This window comes from Enterococcus sp. DIV0774 (assembly GCF_050539095.1).
Taxonomy (GTDB): Bacteria; Bacillota; Bacilli; order Lactobacillales; family Enterococcaceae; genus Enterococcus; species Enterococcus faecalis.
In genome coordinates, this window is record NZ_CP172923.1 from 2,626,271 (window position 1) to 2,641,588 (window position 15,318).

Annotated in this window: 16 protein-coding genes; 7 read left to right on the forward strand and 9 right to left on the reverse strand. The window is 39.7% G+C overall.

What is annotated here, in order from left to right; genetic code table 11:
- Positions 1 to 241: 241 nt before the first annotated feature.
- The 3 genes from menA to pplA form a co-directional block, all read right to left on the reverse strand.
- Positions 242 to 1,189 carry a 1,4-dihydroxy-2-naphthoate polyprenyltransferase gene (gene menA, locus IGL86_RS12615; RefSeq protein ID WP_010830747.1) on the reverse strand — a complete coding sequence of 316 codons (948 nt, stop codon included), beginning with the start codon at positions 1,187 to 1,189 and terminating at the stop codon, positions 242 to 244.
- Between the two features lie 13 nt (positions 1,190 to 1,202).
- Positions 1,203 to 2,270, reverse strand: coding sequence for an FAD:protein FMN transferase (locus tag IGL86_RS12620; protein WP_002354751.1), 1,068 nt, complete (start codon positions 2,268 to 2,270; stop codon positions 1,203 to 1,205).
- A gap of 255 nt (positions 2,271 to 2,525) precedes the next feature.
- Positions 2,526 to 3,455, reverse strand: coding sequence for an extracellular electron transfer flavoprotein PplA (gene pplA, locus IGL86_RS12625; protein WP_002367507.1), 930 nt, complete (start codon positions 3,453 to 3,455; stop codon positions 2,526 to 2,528).
- A 277-nt stretch (positions 3,456 to 3,732) separates the two neighbouring features.
- Here pplA and IGL86_RS12630 point away from each other — a divergent pair, with 277 nt between their 5' ends.
- From IGL86_RS12630 to IGL86_RS12655, 6 genes are all read left to right on the forward strand, one after another.
- Entirely contained in the window at positions 3,733 to 5,679 is a 1,947-nt protein-coding gene (locus IGL86_RS12630; protein WP_002354747.1) for an NAD(P)/FAD-dependent oxidoreductase, read from the forward strand.
- Positions 5,680 to 6,260: 581 nt separating this feature from the next.
- The gene (locus IGL86_RS12635) at positions 6,261 to 6,683 is read left to right on the forward strand and encodes a NusG domain II-containing protein (protein ID WP_002358956.1); all 423 of its coding nucleotides are present in this window, start codon (positions 6,261 to 6,263) and stop codon (positions 6,681 to 6,683) included.
- Between the two features lie 11 nt (positions 6,684 to 6,694).
- Positions 6,695 to 7,252, forward strand: a complete 558-nt coding sequence (locus IGL86_RS12640; RefSeq protein WP_002354743.1) for a Gx transporter family protein — start codon at positions 6,695 to 6,697, stop codon at positions 7,250 to 7,252.
- A 37-nt stretch (positions 7,253 to 7,289) separates the two neighbouring features.
- Positions 7,290 to 8,276: a polyprenyl synthetase family protein gene (locus IGL86_RS12645; protein WP_002358954.1), complete on the forward strand. Its 987-nt coding sequence runs from the start codon at positions 7,290 to 7,292 to the stop codon at positions 8,274 to 8,276.
- Positions 8,277 to 8,579: 303 nt separating this feature from the next.
- Complete coding sequence (mazE, locus tag IGL86_RS12650; RefSeq protein ID WP_033625488.1) at positions 8,580 to 8,825, forward strand: type II toxin-antitoxin system PemI/MazE family antitoxin; 246 nt, start codon at positions 8,580 to 8,582, stop codon at positions 8,823 to 8,825.
- On the forward strand, positions 8,815 to 9,180 hold the full coding sequence (locus IGL86_RS12655; RefSeq protein WP_002370162.1) for a type II toxin-antitoxin system PemK/MazF family toxin: 366 nt from the start codon (positions 8,815 to 8,817) through the stop codon (positions 9,178 to 9,180). Before mazE ends, IGL86_RS12655 begins: the two co-directional genes overlap by 11 nt.
- Positions 9,181 to 10,096: 916 nt before the next feature.
- On the opposite strand, the gene folP is transcribed toward IGL86_RS12655, so the two are convergent.
- Genes folP through folB form a run of 5 tightly spaced genes read right to left on the reverse strand, consistent with a single transcriptional unit; the run spans position 10,097 to position 12,889 of the window.
- Positions 10,097 to 10,888: a dihydropteroate synthase gene (gene folP, locus IGL86_RS12660; RefSeq protein ID WP_010713671.1), complete on the reverse strand. Its 792-nt coding sequence runs from the start codon at positions 10,886 to 10,888 to the stop codon at positions 10,097 to 10,099.
- Positions 10,881 to 11,474: a non-canonical purine NTP pyrophosphatase gene (locus IGL86_RS12665; protein ID WP_010713670.1), complete on the reverse strand. Its 594-nt coding sequence runs from the start codon at positions 11,472 to 11,474 to the stop codon at positions 10,881 to 10,883. The genes folP and IGL86_RS12665 overlap by 8 nt, the downstream gene beginning before the upstream one ends.
- A 3-nt stretch (positions 11,475 to 11,477) precedes the next feature.
- Positions 11,478 to 12,047 (reverse strand): GTP cyclohydrolase I FolE, encoded by a 570-nt coding sequence (gene folE / locus IGL86_RS12670; RefSeq protein WP_002381007.1) that lies wholly within the window; start codon positions 12,045 to 12,047, stop codon positions 11,478 to 11,480.
- A complete protein-coding gene (gene folK / locus IGL86_RS12675) occupies positions 12,041 to 12,526 on the reverse strand; it encodes a 2-amino-4-hydroxy-6-hydroxymethyldihydropteridine diphosphokinase (protein ID WP_010778032.1) in 486 nt (161 codons plus the stop codon). Before folK ends, folE begins: the two co-directional genes overlap by 7 nt.
- Positions 12,527 to 12,889 (reverse strand): dihydroneopterin aldolase, encoded by a 363-nt coding sequence (gene folB / locus IGL86_RS12680; RefSeq protein WP_002354733.1) that lies wholly within the window; start codon positions 12,887 to 12,889, stop codon positions 12,527 to 12,529. It lies immediately after the preceding gene.
- Positions 12,890 to 13,066: 177 nt separating this feature from the next.
- Between folB and IGL86_RS12685 the strand changes: the two genes are divergently transcribed.
- Entirely contained in the window at positions 13,067 to 13,840 is a 774-nt protein-coding gene (locus IGL86_RS12685) for a helix-turn-helix domain-containing protein (protein ID WP_016617644.1), read from the forward strand.
- Positions 13,841 to 13,954: 114 nt separating this feature from the next.
- On the opposite strand, the gene gor is transcribed toward IGL86_RS12685, so the two are convergent.
- Positions 13,955 to 15,304 carry a glutathione-disulfide reductase gene (gor, locus tag IGL86_RS12690; RefSeq protein WP_033625561.1) on the reverse strand — a complete coding sequence of 450 codons (1,350 nt, stop codon included), beginning with the start codon at positions 15,302 to 15,304 and terminating at the stop codon, positions 13,955 to 13,957.
- Positions 15,305 to 15,318: the final 14 nt, after the last annotated feature.

Consider the following 15,318-nt stretch of genomic DNA (forward strand, 5'->3'; position numbering starts at 1 on the left):
ACACGTTGATAGAACAACGTTTACAAGCTCGTTATTTAATTATCGATAAACAAAAATGTTGTTCTACGCCTACTTTCCCTCGAAATCACGCGTTCAAAGTTTAAGTCTTTACTCTTTTTAACGAGAAAAGCTCAAAATGTTAGCATTAAAGACTAACATTTTGAGCTTTTCTTAATTATTCCGACGCATTCTTTTTTAAAAAAACAAGATTTTTTTCGCATTCCTCGCACTTTTTTAGGTTCTAACCAAGCAAGGCACTGATTAATAGCCCTAAAGCATAGGTGCCATTGAAAACCATTAAGTTCTTAATGGAATGGCGGAAACTTTTCGGCTGCGGCAATTCTTGTTTAAACGTTTGAATATTTTTCCAAATGACAGGCAGAGTAGCAAATGTAATTAACACTGGCCATTGATAAATGCCACTAATGAAGCCGAATAAAATCACCAGATAGCCAGCTAGCGCTAACACTTGAAACAGCACAATCCCCGCTGGGCGCCCAATATAATAGACTAATGTATAACGGTGGTTCTCAATATCCGTATCTAAGTCCCGTAAATTGTTGGCGAGCATGATGTTAGCAATCGAACAGACCAAAGGCAAGGACGCCACGACAATCGCAAGCACCGCCCAGAGATTGCCGTCTAAGCGAAAGGCGCCGCTAGCAAAATCGACCGTTAAGTAAAACGGCGGCTTGGTGACGACATTCAAGTAAACGGTTAAGACGAAGATGCCTAAGCCCATCGTGAAGCCACTGAAAATTTCCCCTAAGGGCATGCGGGATAACGGAATCGGTCCATACGTGTAGAAAATCCCGATGAAGCAGCAAATTCCTCCTAACACAAGGAAGAGCCAACCGGTTTGAACCGTCAAGTACGCACCCACAACGGCAGTGAAGGCAATCATGGCGAAAATCATGTTGCGAACTAGTTGTGGTGAAACGCCTGATTGTCCGATAATATTTTCTTCATATTTGTAGACATCCGATTTGGCTTTTTTGAAGTCCATGTAATTATTAATGGCGGTAGTGGCCATATCAAAGACCACCATGCCAATGAAGAAAACCAGCGTGTTGCCCCACTGAACTTCCCCAAAATAGGTCATTGAAAACAAGACCCCGATGATAAAGGGAAAGAGACTGGCAAGCTTCGTCTGAATTTCCACTACTTTTAAAAACACATTTAAAGACATTTTTAGTCGCTCCTTATTTCAAATCGGCCCGATTCCCCATCGTATAGCCAGAGTCTTTGCCGATTTCAAAGTTGCCTTCGATATCTTTGCTGATGTAGACTTTGTCGTCTTTTGTGACGAAAATGGCATCGGTTCCTTTCAGACTTTCGACATATTCCAGTCCTTTTTTGACGCCCATTGAGAAGACGGCTGTTGAGAGACCATCACCATCGATGGATTTGTCGGTGATAATGGTGACACCTGCGATGTCGTTATCAAACGGATAGCCAGTTTCACGATCGAAGAGATGGTGGTACGTTTTGCCATCGACTTTTAAGTAGCGTTCATAAATTCCTGATGTGACTAAGGTTTTGTTGCTTTCTTTGACTTGACCTAAAACAGTGTTGCGGGCTTTATTCGGGTCTTGAATGCCGACTGTCCAGTCCATGTCTTTGCCACGTGGGCTGTGTCCTAAGACGTAAACATTCCCGCCTAAATCGACGATAGCGGTAGTGACGCCGTTATCTTTCAGAACTTTCACGACTTCATCGGTGATGAAGCCTTTGGCAATTGCGCCTAAATCCAATTGCATGCCTTTTTCTTCAAGGTAAACGGTTTGCTCTTTGTCGTTGAATTTGACTTTCGTGTAATCGACAAGTTTCAAGGCTTGATCAATTTCGGCTTGGCTTGGTTTGCGGGCATCATCGAAGCCAATGTGCCACATAGAGGTGATTGGACCAATTGCCATGTCGAAGCCGCCGCGGGAGTCTTTGCTATATTCATAGGCTTTTTTCAACAAAGGATACAGGTCATCTGAGACTTTGACTGGTTTCACGCCTGCTTCTTGGTTGATTTCATCAATTTCTGAACCTGGTTGGTTGACGGTGATTTTATCGCCTAGTTCTTTGACACGGGCAAAAGCTTTCGGTAAGACGTCTTCTTTGCCATCATCGTAGATGCGAATTTGAACGTAGGTACCAAGCATTGTTTGACGGTCAGAGTATGGTTCTGTATTAATTTTCGCTTCTGGTTTTGAGGAACAAGCAGCTGCCACAAACAGCACTGCTAGAACACTCACCATGAGCAGAAGTTTCTTTTTCATAGGATTCCCTCTTCTTTCCTTCTTTAATTAAAAAATAAGTTCTCTTGCATAGTAGCCTTTTTTGGAAAAAATGAAAAGTCTTTCTCTTGGAAATTCACAAATTTCTGTGAAAAAAATTTGTGAAATGATGGACAGAACTAGCGAAGAAAAAGGGGCGGGAAAGTCAGCCAACCGACTTTTTCCCAACCCCTCAATGGTGTCAAGTAATTGCTGAAAAGCGTTTCAGGAACTACTTCACGATTCATTTATTATTACTTATTTTGTTACGATGTTGTCAACAACGATTTCAGTTGTGTCGCCTTTTTCAGCAGCGTTCACTAATTGTTGTGCGTAGTTGATGAATGAATGTGTGCTGTGTGTTGCACCAGTTACCACTTCAACACCTGCAGGTGAGCCGTCTTCTTCGCCCATTGCTTTAACAAATTCTTTGTTTAATGTTTCGATATATTCTTTTGGTCCAACGCCAGTAACGTCTTTCATTTTGCTTTCGTATTCAGTGTCATCTTTTTTAGATTTGCCGTCAGCGTTCACGTTATCGTAGTTAGATTCAGTCACTTTACCATCTTTCACAGTCATTGAGAATGTTGTGTGGTAGCCGTTTGAGTCATTTTTTTCTTTCAATGAGTACGTACCATCTTTCAATGTTGCGCCATTGTCGATTTCGATTGTGTCTGTGTTACCAGCTTGTGCTGCTTGGATTAATTGTTGTGCGTAGTTTTGGAATGATTCAGATGAATGAGTCGCACCAGTTACTACTTCCACACCGCTTGCGCTTTGTGCTTTAACAAAAGAATCGTTTAATTGTTTGATGTATTCTTTTGGTCCAACACCAGATTTTGCTTTCATGCTTTCTTCATACTTAGTGTCTTCTGTTTTAGATTTGCCGTCAGCATTGATGTTGTCATATTTAGATTCAGTGATTTTGCCGTCTTTTACAGTCATTTCAAAGACTGCACGGTAACCATTTTTTTCATTTTTTTCTTCTAATTTATACGTACCATCTTTTAAATCGCCACCGGCAACTTTTTTCGCTGGTGCTGATGATTCAGTTGATTTTTTCGTTTCTGAAGATGCTGCGCTAGAAGAGTTCGTTGTGTTGTCTTTCTTGTCTGCGCCACAGCCTGCTAATACTAAACTAAATAATGCAATTGCCGCAAAACCTTTAACAAATTTATTCACTTTCATTGATAGTCACCTTTTCTTTCCTGATTTTCACAAACATCAAAAGTTTGTGATACATTACACATTATAATGGTTTTAAAAACGTTGTCAAGACCATCCCCTAAAAATATTTACATTTCGGTCTTTTTTTCATCAAAAACTCATCGTTGGAGTAAATTTGTTGACAATTAAAATTTATATTAGACAAATTCGTGAAATACTTATATAATGTTAGTCGATTGTGTACTTATTAATCATTATCACTATTTTACTACTTACAATATTAAGGAGCGGATTGTCAATGACAAAGCAAAATATTGTCGTTGTAGGTGCTGGGTATGCTGGCGTTTCAGCTACTAAATTTCTAGCAAAGAAATTTAAAAAAGATACGGACGTAACAATCACATTGATTGATCGCCATTCTTACCACACTATGATGACCGAATTGCATGAAGTAGCAGGCGGACGTGTTGAACCAGAAGCAATTCAATACGACTTACAACGTTTGTTCTCACGCAAGAAAAACGTAAAATTGGTAACAGATACTGTTACTGGGATCGACAAAGAAAACAAAGTTGTGAAAACTTTAGCAGGTTCTTATCCATTTGACCAGTTAATTCTGGGTATGGGTGGCGAACCAAACGACTTTGGAACACCAGGCGTGAAAGAAAATGGTTTCACCTTATGGTCATTTGATGACGCAGTGAAAATTCGTCATCACATTGAAGCAACCGTTGCTAAAGCAGCCATCGAACCAGATGCTGAAGTACGCAAAGCAATGTTAACATTCGTTGTCTGTGGTTCTGGTTTTACTGGGATCGAAATGGTCGGCGAATTAATCGACTGGAAAGATCGTTTAGCGAAAGATGCCAAAATTGATCCAGACGAAATTACATTAATGGTTGTTGAAGCAATGCCAACCATCTTAAACATGTTATCTCGTAACGATGCTGCCAAAGCAGAACGTTATCTAGAAAAGAAAAATGTTCAATTATTATTGAACTCACCAATCGTTGAAGTTGCAGCAGATCACATTAAATTAAAAGATGGTTCTGAAGTACCAACGCATACGTTAATCTGGACAGCTGGTGTGAAAGCAACTTCTGATGCCGCTGACTTTGGTTTAGAAGCAGCCCGTGGTAGTCGTTTAGTTGCGAATGAATACATGCAAGCAAAAGGTTACGAAGACAAAAACATTTATATCATTGGTGACTTGGTTTATTACGAAGAAACACCAAATACACCAACTCCTCAAATCGTTCAAGCAGCTGAACAAACAGGTCATACTGCAGCTGCCAACATCGTTGCAGATATTAAAGGCGGCGAAAAACATGCCTTTAAAGGAAACTACCAAGGATTCATGGTTTCCATCGGCGCGAAATGGGGCGTTGCCAACTTATTCGATAAAATTCATTTGAGTGGTTTCTTAGCCATCATTATGAAACATATCGTTAACTTGAAATACTTCTTTGATATTCGTTCTGGTTACTACATGTTCCAATACATTATGCACGAAATCTTCCATATTAAAGATGATCGTTCTGTTGCTCGCGGACATACGTCTCGTTACGGCAATGTCTTGTGGAGTGTTCCGCTACGTGTCTTCTATGGTATGGTTTGGTTAGTCGAATCAATGAAGAAAATTGTCGGCAACGGCGATTACTTGAAACCAAGCACTTGGTTTGGTGACGGTTCTTGGTTCACAGATAAAGTCGTTTTCCCATTCCCTTGGTTACAAGAACAAGTAACAACAGGTGCTTCTCAAGCAACTGAAACAGCAACAACTGCTGCAAGTGGTGCGGCGGATGCGGCGGCAAGCGGTGGTGCCGATGCGGCAACACAAGCAGCGCACTTTGGTTTAAGCTACGCTTACGGCGAAACACCAATGCAAGTGTTTGATCACATGCCTAAATGGTTCGAAAGCGTAATGAAATTTATGATGCCAAACCAAGAAGTTGCTTTGTTCATGCAAAAATTCATGACAATCGTTGAAGTATGTATTGCTTTAGCATTGATTGCTGGTTTATTCACTTGGTTATCAAGTGCTGCTACAATTGGTTTAACAATTGCCTTCTGTTTATCTGGCATGTTCTATTGGGTAAATATCTGGTTTATCTTTGTCGCTTTTGCTTTGATGAACGGTTCAGGCCGTGCTGTCGGTTTAGACCGCTGGGTAATTCCATGGATTCAACGCAAACTTGGTAAAGCGTGGTATGGTACCCCGAAAGCTAGATACGGCGGTAAGTAAGCAATCGATCATCGATTGACAACTACGAGCAAAAGCTGAGACACATGTCTCCAGCTGACTATCATAGGATTTAGTATGTGGGACAGCAGTCAAGCATGACTTTTGTCCCACATATTTTCTTTTATATAATATGGTGGCTCAACTGAGGTCGGGACAGAATCGTTTAGCTCCGAGAACCAAGTAGGTACTGTTCAACATCTATTTGCTTTGCAAATAGTGTTTCTCAGCAATAAGAAGGAATTTCCGAAAATTGTCATAAAACACAACGAGGAAAGAGTTGATGTTGCATGATACCTACTCGGTGCTCTTTAATTTTTGGAGACCAAGTAGGTATTGTTCATCATCGAATCACTACGTTCTTCGTGATTCTCAACAATTTCGGCTTATTTCCGAAGGACCTTCAACTCTTAGAGCTTTAGCTCTTAGAAGTTGTTGAGATCGGAGCAACGCGTAGTGTTGGTTCTGTTCCCGCCGTTTATCAGTTTTTGAGCTTGGAACAAAAATTCAAAATAATTTTTGTTCCAAGCTCGTTCACTGTGTTATGATAGACAAGAAAAAAACACCAAAGGAGAGAGAAGAAAATGACGATCAAAGAATTCATTAAGAAAAGTCGCTTGAAAACATGGGACGTTATTATTATTGCTGTTTTAGTTCTTGGTTCTTTTCTGCCCCTTGTTGTTTTTGCCATGCAAAACCGTGGTCAAGAAGCGGCTACGTATCAAGCAGTCTTGAAAGTAGACAACAAAGTAATCAAAGTCTTTGACTTAAAAAAGGACGGCCCGCATTATACATATAAATACGAAGCAAAAGACGGTGATTACAACCTGATTGAAGTAGATGGTGATCGTATCCGCGTGAAGGAAGCCAACTGTGCTGACTTAGTGGATGTTCGGCGAGGCTGGATTTCCAAACCTGGTGAAACCCCGATTGCCTGTCTACCCCACAATTTGTTTATCACCGTGGAAGCTTCTGATGGGAGTGAAGACGGTAGCTTAATTTATTAAGCACGACAACTATGAGCAAATTACACAAGAATATTTATATTGCTATGCTCGTTGCCCAAGGGGTCATTATTGGCTTAATCGAAAATATGATTCCTTACCCTTTCGCATTTGCTCCTGGGGCAAAGCTCGGTCTAGCAAATTTAATTACTATTATTGCGATTTTCACCATGCGTAAGCGTGATAGTTTTTTCCTAGTCTGTTTACGTTTGATTTTAACGACATTACTGGGCGGTACACTTTCGACCTTTTTCTATAGTGCCAGTGGTGCCTTATTAAGTTATTTCGGCATGTTGCTTGTCAAGCAGCTGGGGCCAAAACGGGTCAGCATTATCGGGATTAGTGCCGTTGGTGGTTTCTTACACAACGTTGGTCAGTTGCTAACGACCTCTTTCTTTGCTCATTCGTGGGCGCCGATGCTGTACTTACCATTTCTATCTCTGTTTGGGTTACTTTCGGGGATTGCGATTGGGATTGCCGCTAATTATTTACTACAACATGTCCAGACGTTACGAAAATTCCAACTGAATTATGAACAAACAACGAAACATAAGTGGAGTCAATTTTTCTAATTGAAAACCTGTCCGCCACAATTAAAGGAGTCATCTTATGAATATACATCCTATGTGGAATACCTATCCTACGTTATCAAAAGAATTAACAACTACTCTTCGCTTGATGGAACAAGCGGTTCAAATCGATAATCAAGAGATTCAAGCTGCTGTCCATGATATGATTCATTCTGGCGGCAAATTGCTACGTCCAGCCTACCAACTGTTGTTCTCTTATTTTGGTGAACAGCGGGACCCTAAAAAGGCGACAGCGTTAGCGGCTTCCATTGAATTACTGCATACCGCCACGTTAGTTCACGACGATATTGTCGACGAAGCCGATACGCGTCGTGGCTTGCCAACATTGCGTTCGCGCTTTGGGAATAGCACAGCCGTGTATACAGGCGATTATCTTTTTGTTTGCTGTTTCAAGCTCTTATCTGATTATTCTTCTTCATTAAAAAGCATTCAATTAAATTCGCGCAGTATGGAAAAAGTCCTGACTGGTGAGCTTGGTCAAATGGACAATCGCTATAATTTCGAGGTAACGATTGACCAATATTTAAAAAATATTTCCGGGAAAACTGCGGAACTGTTTGCGCTAAGTTGTTTTGTCGGTGCCTATGAAAGTGGCACCTCCCAACGTTTTGCCAAACGTTGTGGTGAAATCGGCGAAAACATCGGACTGGCTTTTCAAATTATTGATGATATTTTGGACTATACGCAAACTGCCGATGCTATCGGCAAACCCGTCTTAGAAGACGTACGTCAAGGCGTGTATTCTTTGCCCTTGATTTATGCACTTGAAGCCAATCGTGAAGTCTTGTTGCCACTTTTAATGAAAAAAGAAGCCTTGACCGATGAAGAAACACAGGAAATTTATCGTCTTGTCCATGAACTAGGTGGCGTAGAAAAGGCCCAACAATTAGCCACTCATTACACAGAAAAAGCGCTGAAAGAAATCAGCAAACTTCCTGAAACAAAGGCCCAAGCGAAAGAACAATTGTATGAAATTACACAAACGATTTTGACAAGAGAAAATTAAAAAAGCCGCTGGATCCTATTGAGGATTTAGCGGCTAGCTTTTTAGGTGATACCTTGGTATAATAAAAACGAAGAGAGCGTACTAGACATACGCTCTCTGGTAGACCGTTTAAGACGGTAGCTGAATTAATTAGGAAATAAACCCGTTAATCCTGGCTAAAGATTATGACGGGTTTATTTTTTGTCGTTTTTATTACTGATTTTGACAATTAATGTTGTTACTTATACAACTTAACTACTTTTGATGCTTCATTCCATCTCTAATTTGTATTACCTAGTGAATACATGTTATACTAATTAAAAAATGGAGGTGTTAGCTATGACATCAACAAAAACAAGAAAACAAGGAAACTCATTAGTTATAACAATTCCTGCTACTTTAGGAGTTAAAGAAGGGGAAGAATTTGTTATTCTTCGCAAAAATAATGGCTCCATCGCATTGATTCCAAAAGTAGAAGATTTTTTTGAAAATACTGCTGAAGGAGAGTTTTATCTTCCTGAATTAGCGATTGATTATTCACCTAGCGGAGGAGAAATTGATGGGCTATAAACCAACTCAAAGAGATATTGTTATTATCGACTTTGCGCCTTCTAAAGGTTATGAAATCAGAAAACGACGACCTGCTCTCGTAATGAGCAAAGACAGTTACAATATTTCAACAAATTTAGTTATTGTCTGTCCAATAACCTCGTTGGATAAGGAACGTCCTTTTCTTGTCCCTATTTATAGCGAAAAACTTCATACCTCCGATAATGCAGTAAGTAAAGTGAATACGCTCCAAGTCTATTCACTCGACTATACAGAACAGGCACAACGCAGAATAAAGTATGTAGATACGTTAGACGAAGAAACATTTTACGAAATTGCTCAAAAGTTTTTACAAAACTTTTCTTTTGCTGTTTAATTAGGCTTCAACTGAACACGCATATATGATTTACTATTCGACTTTTCCGTTTCAACTTGCTATAATAAACACGAAGAGAGCGTACTAGACATACGCTCTCGGGTAGACCGTTTAAGACGGTAGCTTGATTTTAATACGGAAATAAACCCGTCAATCCCAGCTAAAGGTTATGACGGGTTTATTTTTTGTTGTTTTTATTACTGATTTTGACAATTAATGTTGCGAAAGCGATCGCAAGCATCAATGCTTCAAAGACAGTCACTGCTATTCCTTTCTAGGGAAAGAGCAAACAAGCAAAAACATTGGCAGTCCCCCTTTTTTTGAGAAATTGCCACCGTCATAAACTTCCTACTTGTGTAGTATAACACATTTATGCCTTCCTAGAATACGCTTACTTTTTTATTTACTATTCGACTTTTCCGTTTCAACTTGCTATAATAAACACGAAGAGAGCGTACTAGACATACGCTCTCGGGTAGACCGTTTAAGACGGTAGCTTTAATTGTGGATAAATAAACCCGTCAATCTTCGCTAAAAGTTATGACGGGTTTATTTTTTGTCGTTTTTATTACTGATTTTGACAATTAATGTTGCGAAAGCAATCGCAAGCATCAATGCTTCAAAGACAGTCACTACTATTCCTTTCTAGGGAAAGAGCAAACAAGCAAAAACATTGGCAGTCCCCCTTTTTTTGAGAAATTGCCACCGTCATAAACTTCCCACTTGTGTAGTATAACACATTTGTACCTTCCTAGAATACGCTTACTTTCCTGATTATTCAACAGCCGCTTTCTTTTGTAATAAAAATCGCGCACCGTTTACTGGGATAAAACGATTCAGCCAACTAAAATTTTTTAGACTAAACAGACCGACCATCTTTTTTGATGGTCGGTCTGTTTAGTCTATTGCTCCGCCCTTACTCCTTCTCCGACAATGCTCGCCAGACATCAAATGTTTGTTTTAAGCCTTGGACATTATGAACACGTAAAATTTCTACGCCTTGTTGTGCTGCATACAAGGAAGCAGCGGCTGAGCCAAAATCACGGTTGGCTGGTTCTGGTTCGTTCGTTAAAGCGCCGATGGTTCGTTTGCGAGAAACGCCGTATAGTAACGGATAATCTTGGTAGCGAAAGGCGTTAGGATCTTTTAACAGTTGAAGGTTTTCTGCGACAGTTTTATGAAAGCCAATCCCTGGATCGAAACAAATTTTTTCTAAGGAAAGCCCATATTTTTGGCATTGTTCAATTTTTTCTGTATAAAATTGGTGCAACTCTTCTTTTAAAGAAAGCGATTGGCGTTTTCTAGAATGCATAATCACAACTTGGACTTCAGGATATTGTGCGAGGACTTCTGCCATCCTCGGAGTGTCTAATCCTTTGATGTCATTAATCATTGTGGCGCCAGCTTGGATCGCGGCTTCTGCTACTTCGGGATAGTAGGTATCCACAGAAATCGGCGCTAGAGAAGTCTCACGTATTTTTTTTATTAATGGTAATACTCGGTCTACCTCAACTTGTGGAGAAACTTCTTCGTAGCCAGGACGTGTGGATTGGCCGCCAATGTCTAAAATATCGGCCCCCGCTTCTAGTAGATGAAGCGCATGTTGATAGGCCACGTCGACCGTTGTGTAGCTACCGCCATCAGAAAAAGAGTCGGGGGTCGTGTTGACAATCCCCATAATTTGGTAATTCTTTTTTAAATCAATCATTGTCACATTGCTCCTTTATCTGCTGAATCATCTTTCGTAAAGCCCGCATTCTAGGACTTATCTTCATTCGTTCACTCGTGGACAACTCCGCTAAGGTTTTGCCTCGATCTGGTAAATAAATAATCGGATCAAAGCCATAACCACCTGTACCGTGCGGTTCAACTAATTCACCAGTCAAAGTGGCTTCCGTTTGCAACAGTTTGTCGTCATCGAGTACATAGACCAACGTGGCTGATAAGGTTAACTCTCGAGTCGACTGTCGCCCTTCAAATAAGTGCAACAGTTCGCGGTTCTGTTCTTCCGGATTGGCTGAATGGAAAAAGCGGCTTGTATGAATACCTAATAAATCAGGAAAAGCAGTTAACGTTAAGCCGCCATCATCACCTAACACTGGGCGGCCAATTAATTGTTGGAAAAAGCGAGCTTTTAGATAAGCATTTTCAGCATACGTAGTGCCAGTTTCTGCAGGTTGTTCTTGACTGGTTGTATACTTTCGATAAGAGACAAGTTGAATAGCGGGGTCCTTAAGTCCTGATTGCATTTCTTTTAACTTACCTTGGTTATTCGTGCCAACAATAATTTCCATTTTCTAACGTATCTCCATTAAAAATTGATTTTTCCACTCTTGTTCTTTAAATAGTCCGGTAAATTGAAATGTTTTGGTGCTACTTTGTGGTGTTTTCACGCCGCGCATCGTCATACACATATGTTCCGCTTCAATGGCTACTGCAATGCCTTTAACGGGAATATTTTCTTGAAGTTTGCGGGCAATTGTCACTGTTAAATCTTCTTGAACTGTGGGACGTTTGGCACAATGTTCTACTAATCTTGGTAACTTGCTTAGTCCCAATACTTTGCCACCTTCTGGCAGATAAGCGACATGTACTTTTCCATAAAATGGCAATAAATGGTGTTCACACATTGAATAAAAGGCAATATCTTTTACTAGAACCATTTCGCCTTCATTTAAGCTATCAAATAATTTATAATCGTCAAATTCAGGTTCGGTTAATCCACTAAAAACTTCTGCATACATTTTAGCTACACGTTTGGGTGTATCAATGAGTCCTGACCGTTGAGTATCTTCCCCCACTGCTTCTAAGATTGTGGTAACTGCCTGCTCAATTTGCGCTTGTTTTTCCTGCTCCATCTCTACCATTCCTTTTCGCTTACTCGCACTTCTTCTTGATTGCCACTGCGCTGAATCCACGTAGCTATTGGCGTGCCCAATAGTTGTTCCTCTGCGTAAACATCACTTAAGGGAATCAAAACAAATGACCGTTTTGTTAATTCTTGATGAGGAACTTGTAAGTGGGGCAACGTGACTGACTGCTCCCCTAATAATAAAATATCAATATCAATAATCCGCGGACCCCAGTGAATTAATTTTTTACGTTTCATTGCTTGCTCAATCCCTTGGGTAACAGCCAATAACTCTTCAGCGGTATAGCTAGTATCAATTTTCAATACGGCGTTCAAAAAATCATCTTGGTCTGTATAACCGTAAGGATCCGTTTCATAAAGTTTTGAAGAAGCCACGACCTGAATCTGCGGGTCTTCGTTTAAATAATTGCGGGCTTTCACTAAATTTGCGTACGGATCGCCGACGTTACTACCTAATGCTACATAGCCAATCATCTATACTTCTCGCTCCATTTCAATTTCAATATTGTCAAAAAGGCCGGGCATCGGCACACTATATTTTCTAATTTTAATGATAATTTTGTTCAATTGTTCTTGATAATCTGCAGAAATATCATCTAAAATAGCACTCGCTAAACCTTCGATTAAATCGTACGAGTGATTGTTTACTCGTTGGGCAATCAATTCATTCACTTCGGCATAATTGACGGTTTGGGTGACATCATCTGTTCGCCCTGCCTCGGCTAACGACAACTGCATTTCAAGGTCGATTTCTACTTGCTGTCCTAGACGTTTTTCTTCTGCCAAAACACCATTTTTTGTGAAAAATTTCAAGTTGTTGATTCTAATTTTATCCATCCTCTAACTCCCTACCCTCTGTTTTGCTGATTTTTTTAATCATAGCATATTTCTTGGAAAAGTCAGTAGTTAAAAGATGTTATTGTTTATTTAATAGCAATTATTTGCTTATTAACCACTAGTTGATTGAAACATATAGCGGAATAGACTACTCTAAAATCAAGGAGGTAACGAATAATGTTAATCCAAACTATTTTAAAAACACGGAGAATAAATAATCACTATACGCAAGAACAAATTGCCCAAAAATTACATGTCACTACACAAGCTGTTTCCAAATGGGAAACTGGACAATCCATCCCTTCAATTGATAATTTACTGATGCTTTCTGATTTATACAATATTTCTATTGATGAGCTAATCCAAGGTAGTCCTTATTTTAAAAAGCCCCAAGTTGTTGGAAAAATTTATAATCTAAAAAAAGGAATTTTATTTTGTATTGTTTGGACTTGTTTCTCTTTGCTACTTACTGGTTTTGGTTATCAACCTTTTTGGTTGTTTAGTGCAATCATATTTATCGGTCTACTTTTAGTTTTTCCAATCATCTTTTCAGATTATTGGATAATTAACCAACAAGATATTATGGTCCATCAATTCTCCAGAAACCCGATTCTGAAAATCATTGAATGCATAAAAAACAGTTCTACACAAATAAAAATTCCTTATTCTGAAATTGAATCCATAGAAATCATTTATACCAAAAAGATAAGAGCGTCCGCTTTTGATAGTAGTCCCGACTATTTTTACTTACTAGTCACCTATAATAATCAAACCACAAAGTTATATTTAGATATCTATGCCAAAAGATTTTTACCACAATTTATTGCGTTTTTGTCTCGACAAAGAATTACTATTATAGATAAATCTGAAATCATTGAATTACTCGTTTCTGATACTTCCTTATATCAACATTTTAATGAAAAAAATGTTGCAACTGATAATAGAAAATAGCTAATTTCATCACGTTTGTCAGCACCCAATTGGTTATAAATTGAATGAAATAACTCGTGTATTCAAAAAAGAGCGTTGCTAATGCAACGCTCTTTTTCGGGGTTTATTCTCCTTTTATCGCATTGTTACAAATTCTTCTGAGCCTGTTGGATGAATCGCAACAGTATTATCAAAATCTGCTTTTGTCGCACCCATTTTAATAGCGACTGCAAAGCCTTGTAGCATTTCGTCAACACCGATGCCGATGCCATGCAAACCGACAATTTTTTCTTCTTTGCCGACACAGATTAATTTCATATCGCATTTTTGACGGTATTCTCCTAAAGCAAAATACATTGGTGTAAAGCTAGAGCGATAGATTTTCACTTGGTCTTCACCATATTCTTCAAGCGCTGCTTTTTCCGTCAAGCCAATTGTCGCAACTGGTGGATGGGTAAAGACCACCGTTGGTACCAAGTTATAATCCAAATATAAATCGGTTTGTCCGTTAAATAAGCGTTCAGACAGGTGCCGACCAGCGGCAATTGCGACTGGCGTTAAGTCGATTTTCCCAATGACATCGCCGACTGCGTAGATGCCATTTTGCGTGGTATTTTGGAATTTATCTACTTTGACGTAGCCTTTTTCATCAAGGGCTACTTTCGTATTTTCTAAGCCTAATTGATCCGTGTTCGGCTGACGGCCTGTCCCGAAAATCACGGCATCTGTCGTGATTGATTCACCATTTTCAAATGTAATAACGTACTCATTCTGCGCCGTTTTTTCAATTTTAGCTGGTGTTGCATTCGGATGAATTTGCATGCCCATTTCTTGATAGCGTTCTACGACTTTTTCAGAAAGCATGTCATCAAAGCTTCGTAATGGTCGTTCATGACGGAAGGCCCAATGTGTTTCTGCACCTAAGCCATGTAAGGTTCCTGCTAATTCGGCTGCGATGTACCCTGCACCCACAAAGACCACACGTTTTGGCATTTCTTCTAACGCAAAGAAGCCGTTTGAATCTAAGGCATATTCTTCTCCTGGAATACCTAGTTTTTTCGGACGACCACCTGTCGCGATTAAAATGTGTGGCGCCGTATATTCTGTTCCATTGACTTCAATTGTTTGCTCCCCAGTAAACGTAGCGTAACCATGGATACGTTCAATGTTGTTACTGTCTAAACCACGATTATACGCACCATGTAAGAAGTCAATATATTTTTCACGATTTTCAACTAATTGTTTAAAGCTAAAATTTTTGATTTCAACATCAAACCCGTAGCCTGCTGTGTCTCTTTCCATCATTTCCATCATGCTGCTGGCTTGCCACATGACTTTTTTAGGCACACAACCAACGTTGACACAGGTCCCACCAATTTCGTTGCCCTCAATTAAAAGGACGTTGGCTCCGTGCATTCCTGCGCGGTTAGCAGAAGCAATCCCGCCACTACCGCCACCAATAACAATATAATCATAGGTTTTCATTTATTCTGGCTCCC

Excerpts from the sequence above, each read along its gene's own strand:
- folP (WP_010713671.1), bottom strand. The coding sequence starts at position 10,888 with ATGATTGATTTAAAAAAGAATTACCAAATTATGGGGATTGTCAACACG.
- gor (WP_033625561.1), bottom strand. The coding sequence starts at position 15,304 with ATGAAAACCTATGATTATATTGTTATTGGTGGCGGTAGTGGCGGGATT.
- IGL86_RS12620 (WP_002354751.1), bottom strand. The coding sequence starts at position 2,270 with ATGAAAAAGAAACTTCTGCTCATGGTGAGTGTTCTAGCAGTGCTGTTT.
- folK (WP_010778032.1), bottom strand. The coding sequence starts at position 12,526 with ATGATTGGCTATGTAGCATTAGGTAGTAACGTCGGCGATCCGTACGCA.
- IGL86_RS12630 (WP_002354747.1), top strand. The coding sequence starts at position 3,733 with ATGACAAAGCAAAATATTGTCGTTGTAGGTGCTGGGTATGCTGGCGTT.
- mazE (WP_033625488.1), top strand. The coding sequence starts at position 8,580 with ATGGAGGTGTTAGCTATGACATCAACAAAAACAAGAAAACAAGGAAAC.
- IGL86_RS12645 (WP_002358954.1), top strand. The coding sequence starts at position 7,290 with ATGAATATACATCCTATGTGGAATACCTATCCTACGTTATCAAAAGAA.
- folE (WP_002381007.1), bottom strand. The coding sequence starts at position 12,047 with ATGGTAGAGATGGAGCAGGAAAAACAAGCGCAAATTGAGCAGGCAGTT.
- pplA (WP_002367507.1), bottom strand. The coding sequence starts at position 3,455 with ATGAAAGTGAATAAATTTGTTAAAGGTTTTGCGGCAATTGCATTATTT.
- IGL86_RS12665 (WP_010713670.1), bottom strand. The coding sequence starts at position 11,474 with ATGGAAATTATTGTTGGCACGAATAACCAAGGTAAGTTAAAAGAAATG.
- menA (WP_010830747.1), bottom strand. The coding sequence starts at position 1,189 with ATGTCTTTAAATGTGTTTTTAAAAGTAGTGGAAATTCAGACGAAGCTT.
- IGL86_RS12635 (WP_002358956.1), top strand. The coding sequence starts at position 6,261 with ATGACGATCAAAGAATTCATTAAGAAAAGTCGCTTGAAAACATGGGAC.
- IGL86_RS12685 (WP_016617644.1), top strand. The coding sequence starts at position 13,067 with ATGTTAATCCAAACTATTTTAAAAACACGGAGAATAAATAATCACTAT.
- folB (WP_002354733.1), bottom strand. The coding sequence starts at position 12,889 with ATGGATAAAATTAGAATCAACAACTTGAAATTTTTCACAAAAAATGGT.
- IGL86_RS12655 (WP_002370162.1), top strand. The coding sequence starts at position 8,815 with ATGGGCTATAAACCAACTCAAAGAGATATTGTTATTATCGACTTTGCG.
- IGL86_RS12640 (WP_002354743.1), top strand. The coding sequence starts at position 6,695 with ATGAGCAAATTACACAAGAATATTTATATTGCTATGCTCGTTGCCCAA.